The organism is Micromonospora sp. NPDC003776 (genome assembly GCF_053605645.1).
Genome location: NZ_JBSGJR010000489.1, coordinates 1 through 5,471 on the forward strand (window position 1 = coordinate 1; position 5,471 = coordinate 5,471).

Annotated in this window: 4 protein-coding genes; 2 read left to right on the forward strand and 2 right to left on the reverse strand. The window is 72.8% G+C overall.

Going from position 1 to position 5,471, the window contains the following annotated elements:
- Positions 1–245: 245 nt before the first annotated feature.
- Positions 246–1,805, reverse strand: coding sequence for an MDR family MFS transporter (locus ACWEVO_RS28975; protein WP_452310651.1), 1,560 nt, complete (start codon positions 1,803–1,805; stop codon positions 246–248).
- A gap of 128 nt (positions 1,806–1,933) precedes the next feature.
- Positions 1,934–2,914 carry a DUF5937 family protein gene (locus ACWEVO_RS28980; protein ID WP_452310652.1) on the reverse strand — a complete coding sequence of 327 codons (981 nt, stop codon included), beginning with the start codon at positions 2,912–2,914 and terminating at the stop codon, positions 1,934–1,936.
- Positions 2,915–2,982: 68 nt separating this feature from the next.
- On the opposite strand from ACWEVO_RS28980, the gene ACWEVO_RS28985 reads away from it, so the two are divergent.
- Entirely contained in the window at positions 2,983–4,293 is a 1,311-nt protein-coding gene (locus tag ACWEVO_RS28985) for an ATP-grasp domain-containing protein (protein ID WP_452310653.1), read from the forward strand.
- Positions 4,290–5,471, forward strand: a 1,182-nt coding sequence (locus ACWEVO_RS28990; RefSeq protein WP_452310654.1) for an MFS transporter, incomplete at its 3' end; no start/stop codon positions are given. The genes ACWEVO_RS28985 and ACWEVO_RS28990, both read left to right, overlap by 4 nt.

The following is a 5,471-nucleotide window of genomic DNA, read 5'->3' on the forward strand; positions in this document are numbered from 1 at the left end:
CAGACGAGCGCCGCCGGCCCTGGTCTGCGTCGGGGCCCGGCGATGGGCGGTTCGGTCATAGGCGTTGGCTATGGCGGCGGCTGGGCGGGTCAGCAAGGATGATCACGGTTCCAGGCTTCGCCCGCGCGGCACTACCCGGTAGTGGACATTCCCGGACCGCCGCCATAGCCAACGCCTATGACCGAACCGCCCATCGCCGGGCCCCGACGCAGACCAGGGCCGGCGGCGCTCGTCTGCGTCGGTGGTCAGTCGAACGTGAGGGGGTCGCTGCGGCGCGGGATCAGCAACAGCGCGCCCAGCCCGAGGACCGCCAGCACGGCCAGCGCGATGAAGACGTGGTGGGTCGCGGCGTACAGCGACGCGCGGACGTAGTCGGTCACCGCCGACTGGGCGGACTGGCTGTGGCCGCCGAGCACGAGGCTTGTGGTGTCCGCGTGCTTGGGCAGCCCGGCGGCGACCTCCGCCGGCGGATGCGCGAAACGGTCGGCAAGCGTGGCGTTGGCGATCGCCCCGAAGACGGCGGCGCCGACCGCGCTGCCCAGCGACCGGCTGAACATGTTGGCGCCGGTGACCACGCCCCGGCGGTCCCAACCGACCACGGACTGCACGGCGACCAGGGTCGGGCTGGCGGTCAGCCCGAGCCCGACACCGAGCACGAAGGCCGCCCCGGCGGCCGCCCACACCGTCGAGTGGGCGTCGAGCAGCGTGGTCAGCACCGCGCCGCCGATCACGAAGACGGCGCCGATGAGGGCCGTGTCACGGAAGCCGATCCGCAGGTAGACCCGCCCGGCGAGGCTGGCCGCCCGCGGCCAGCCGACCGTCAACGCCGCGAGGGCGAACCCGGCCACCAGGGCGCTGGTACCGAGCACCCCTTCGGCGTACGTGGGCAGATACGAGCTCAGGCCGATGGTGAGCGCCCCGACGCACAGCGCGGTGAGGCTGCCGCCGGCGAGAACCCGGCGGCCGAACACCCACAGCGGCAGCACGGGCTCGGCGGCGCGGCGCTCCACGGCGAGGAACGCGGCGAGCGCGACGACGCCGGTCGCGAGGATCGCCACGCTCTGGACGGACCCCCAGGGCCAGGCGACGCCGCCTTCGAGCAGCCCGAGGATGAGGAGCCCGAATCCGACGGTGAGCAGGGCCGCGCCCGCGTAGTCCACCCGGTGCCGGCTGCGGGTGATGCGTTCGGTGAAGTGCCGGGCGAGCGCCCACGCCGCCACCGCACCGAGCGGCAGGTTGATGTAGAAGATCCACCGCCAGGACAGGTACTCGGCGAAGACGCCACCGAGCGTGGGTCCGAGCACCGCGGAGATGCCCCAGACGCTGGCCAGGTAACCCTGCACCCGGGCGCGCTCCGCCACCGTGTAGAGGTCGCCGACGATCGTCATGCTGATCGGCTGCACCGCGCCCGCCCCGATGCCCTGGACGGCGCGCGCGACGATCAGCGCGGGCATGCTCCACGCGACGCCGCACAGGATCGAGCCGAGCAGGAACAGCGCGATACCGAAGAACATCAGCGGCTTGCGCCCCAGCGAGTCGGCGAACTTGCCGTAGATCGGCACCGTGACGGCCTGGGTGAGCAGGTAGATCGAGAACAGCCACGGGAACTGCGAGAAGCCGCCGAGATCACGCACGATCGAGGGCACCGCGGTGGCGATGATCGTGGAGTCCAGGGCGACCAGGCCGGTGCTGAGCATGATCGCCGCGAGGACCGGGCCGCGGTCGGAACGGAACCCGACGCCCTGCACGATCTGGTCGCTGTCCGCCGGCCCCGGACTGCTGCCGGCCGCAGGTGTCGCCACCATGCACGCCACTCCTCCGCTGGGCAATGAATCGTCGAGGTCAACTATTCGTAAGCCCCACCATTCCCGGACCGCGCCCGTCTCCGGGTGAGACCTGCGCCACTCTCCTGCTCAGCAGGCGGCGCGCCGCGTCATGCGGCCGCCGCGAGCAGCGTCTCCGCTGCGGGCGTACGCACGTTGAGCACCGCGTGCCCGGACCGGTGCGCGGTGATGAGGCCCGCCGCGCGCAGCACTCCCAGGTGCTGTGAGACGCCGCCGGCGGACATGCCGGTACGCCGGGCCAGCTCGGTGGTGGAGGCCGGCGACTCCAGCTCGATCAGCAGCTGGGCACGCGACCTGCCGATCACGGCCGCCAGCGCCTCCGACGCGCCGGCCGCCCCCTCCCACAGCGTCCCCACGCCCCTCGGCGGGTACGCCAGCTGCGGGTTCTCCGGCGAGGCGACGGTACGCACGGCGGGCCAGACGAAGACGCTCGGCACCAGCAGCAGCCCGGCGCCGGACAGCACCGTCCCGGCGGTGCACCACTTGTGCACGATGGACAGCGTGCTCTCGTCCCAACCGACCCGGTCGTGCAGGCCGTTGAGCAGGCCGGCCGTACCCTCCTCCACGAGCAGCCGGGCCCGGTGGAAGACCTCGGCCTCCAGCAGTGCCCGGATCCGCGGCCAGTCGGCCGCGAGCGCGAGGTCCCAGTACCGCCGGATCTCCTCGGTCAGGCGGGCGAGCCCGGCGGCGGGATCGGCGTACATCGCCCGCACGGCGGGCGTGAACGGGACCTCCAGCTCGTCGAGGTCGGCGCGGACCGTCTCCGGCGGCGTGGCCAGCACGGTCCGTAGCTCCGACTCGAGGTTGGGGCTGAGCGTGGCCGACGGCGGGGTCAGGAAGTCCGGCATGTAGCGCGGGCCCGACGGGATGAGGCCGGCGAGCAGGCTGTCGCCGCCCGGACCGAGACCGGCGGCGGTCAGCCGCGGGGTGACCCGGCGCAGCCACGGCAGCTGCGCGGCGTGGCCGCTGGGCCCCTGGAGCACGTGGAAGCTCGACGCGACCTCCCACAGGCACGACAGCGCAAACCGGATCCGCGCGACATCGCCCACGGAGAACTCGATCGTGAGCACGGCCCTCCCAAGATTCGACTGGAGCTAAAACACTACCGACCACGACCGTGCTTGACGAGGCTGCTGACATGGTCAGCAGGGAGTTCGCCGGCCCGCCGGAGCGGGCGGCCCGTGACGCGGCCCGGTCTTCGGCGGTCGCCATCGCACGACCTCGCGTCCTGGTCGTCGGCGGCACGCTCGACCAGGTGCGCAAGGCACGGGAGCTCGGGCTGGACGTGGCGCACGTCCAGTTCCCCGACGAGTACGACCGCGGCCACTGGCCGTACGTCGATCAGGCGCTGCTGCTCGACTACGGCGACATCGCGCGGCTCCTGCCGCTGGTCCGGGCGTGGCACGAGGCGTACCCGTTCCAGGCGGCCGTGTCGCTGTTCGAGCTGGGGCTGCTGCCGGCGGCGCGGATCAACGAGGCGCTCGGCCTCGGCGGCGAGTCCGTCGCCACCGTGGAGCTGCTGCGCGACAAGGCGCGGATGCGCCGGCACCTGGCCGCCGCGGGCCTGAGCCCGGTGGCCGCCGCGGTCGGCCGCGGCGCGCAGGACCTCCGGGAGTTCGTTCAGGCGCACGGGCTGCCGATCATCGTCAAGCCGATCCGCGAATCGGGCAGTCTCGGGGTGTTCTGCATCCGGGACCCGGCCGACGTGGACGCCGTGGCCGAACGGTTCCGGTCCCTGGCCGGGCGATGGACCGCCCGGGACCTGTCCGACGCCGACCCGTTCGACGAGTTCCTGATGGAGGAGTTCCTCGACGGCCCGGAGATCAGCGTGGAGACCCTGACCTTCGACGGTCGGCACGTGGTCGTCGCGGTGACCGACAAGGAGTGCGCCGGCCCCGGTTTCGTGGAGATCGGGCACTCGCAGCCCAGCGGCCGGCCGGCGGAGACGCTGCGCGAGGTCACCCGGCTGGTGACGGACTTCCTGGACGAGGTGGGGCTGCGCAACGGTCCGGGGCACACCGAGGTCAAGCTGACCTCGCGCGGCCCGCGGATCGTCGAGTCGCACAACCGCGTCGGCGGTGACCGGATCAACGATCTGGCCGAGGTCGTCTACGGCGTCGACATGGAGCGCTACGCGCTGGGCGCCAGGTTCGGCCTGGTGGAGCCGCTGACCACCGCGCCCGAGCCCCGGGGCGGAGCGGCGGTCCGGTTCCTCACGCCCGAGCCGGGACGGGTCGTGGCGGTCACCGGTGTCGACGCCGTGCGCGCGGACCCGGCGTTCGTCGACCTGCGGCTGGCGGTGACACCGGGCGCCGAGGTGCCACCGCTGACCTGGAACGAGGACAAGGTCGGCCACATCATCGCCAGGGGCGCCACCGCCGCCGAAGCGGTCGCCCACGCCCGACGACTGGCCGAGATGATCCACGTACGCACCGAGCCGGTCGGGTGAGCACCAGCGCGCCCCCGCACCGGTCCGACGTCGGCGAGCCCCGGTTCCGCGACGCGCTGCGCAACCTGCCCGCCCGGGTGTGGATCGTCAGTCTCGGCATCCTGGTCAGCCGGGTCGGCAACTTCCTGCCCGTGTTCATCGTGCTCTACCTGACCGGTCGCGGGTATTCCGCCGGTGCCGCCGGCTTCGTGCTCGCCGTGTCGGGTCTGGGCAACGTGCTCGGCAACGCCGTCGGTGGCCACCTCGCCGACCGGATCGGCCGACGCTGGACCATCGTGCTCTCCGCCGTACCCACCGCCGGGCTGACGGCGGCCGTCCCGTCCCTCGGACCGTTCCCTCTCATCGTCGGGGTGGTCGGGCTCATCGGCGTGACGTCGCAGATCTACCGGCCGGCCGCGGCGGCGGTGCTGCTCGACTCCGTGGCGACCAACCGGGAACGGCTGGCCGCCTTCGGCGTGTTCCGGTTCGCGATGAACATCGGTGCCGCCCTGGGCGGTGTCATCGGTGGTCTGCTGGCCAGCACCTCCTATACCGGGCTGTTCCTGGGCAATGCCGCCGCGTGCCTGCTGTTCGGCGTGGTCGTGGCAGTGCTGCTGCGCGATGCTCCCGCGCGGCGATCCGACCCGGACGACGGGGACGCGGACCGGGCGACGGGGTACCGGCAGGCGTTCGCCGACCGCACGCTGCTGCGCTTCCTGCTGATGACCGTGGTGGCCGAGTTCGTCTACATCCAGTCCACCGTCGGTCTTCCCCTGCACGTCAGCGAGGTGGGTCTCGGCGCGGGCGACTTCGGTCTCCTCATCGGGCTCAACGGTCTGCTGGTGCTGGCGCTGGAGCTGCCCCTCACCGGCGCGGTCTCCCGGTACCGGCCCGAGTACGTCCTGGCCGTCGGGAACCTGCTCGTCGGTGCGGGTCTCGCGCTGACCGGGTTCGCGGCCGGCATGGTGCTGCTGTCGGCGACGGTGGTGATCTGGACACTCGGCGAGATGCTGTCCAGCTCCGTCGCCCACGCCTATCTGGGCAGCCTCGCTCCGCCCCGGATGGCGGGGCGCTATCAGGGGTTGTACGGCGTCGCGTACACGATCGGTGCGGGCGGCGGCCCGCTCGTCGGCGGCGCCGTGTACGCCACGAGGCGCTCGGCTGCCCGCCCGAGCACGTCACGAAGGCCTTCGCGGCGC

What these genes read in the sequence shown, in the direction of transcription:
- ACWEVO_RS28975 (WP_452310651.1), bottom strand. Translation starts at nt 1,805, where the DNA reads ATGGTGGCGACACCTGCGGCCGGCAGCAGTCCGGGGCCGGCGGACAGC.
- ACWEVO_RS28985 (WP_452310653.1), top strand. Translation starts at nt 2,983, where the DNA reads ATGGTCAGCAGGGAGTTCGCCGGCCCGCCGGAGCGGGCGGCCCGTGAC.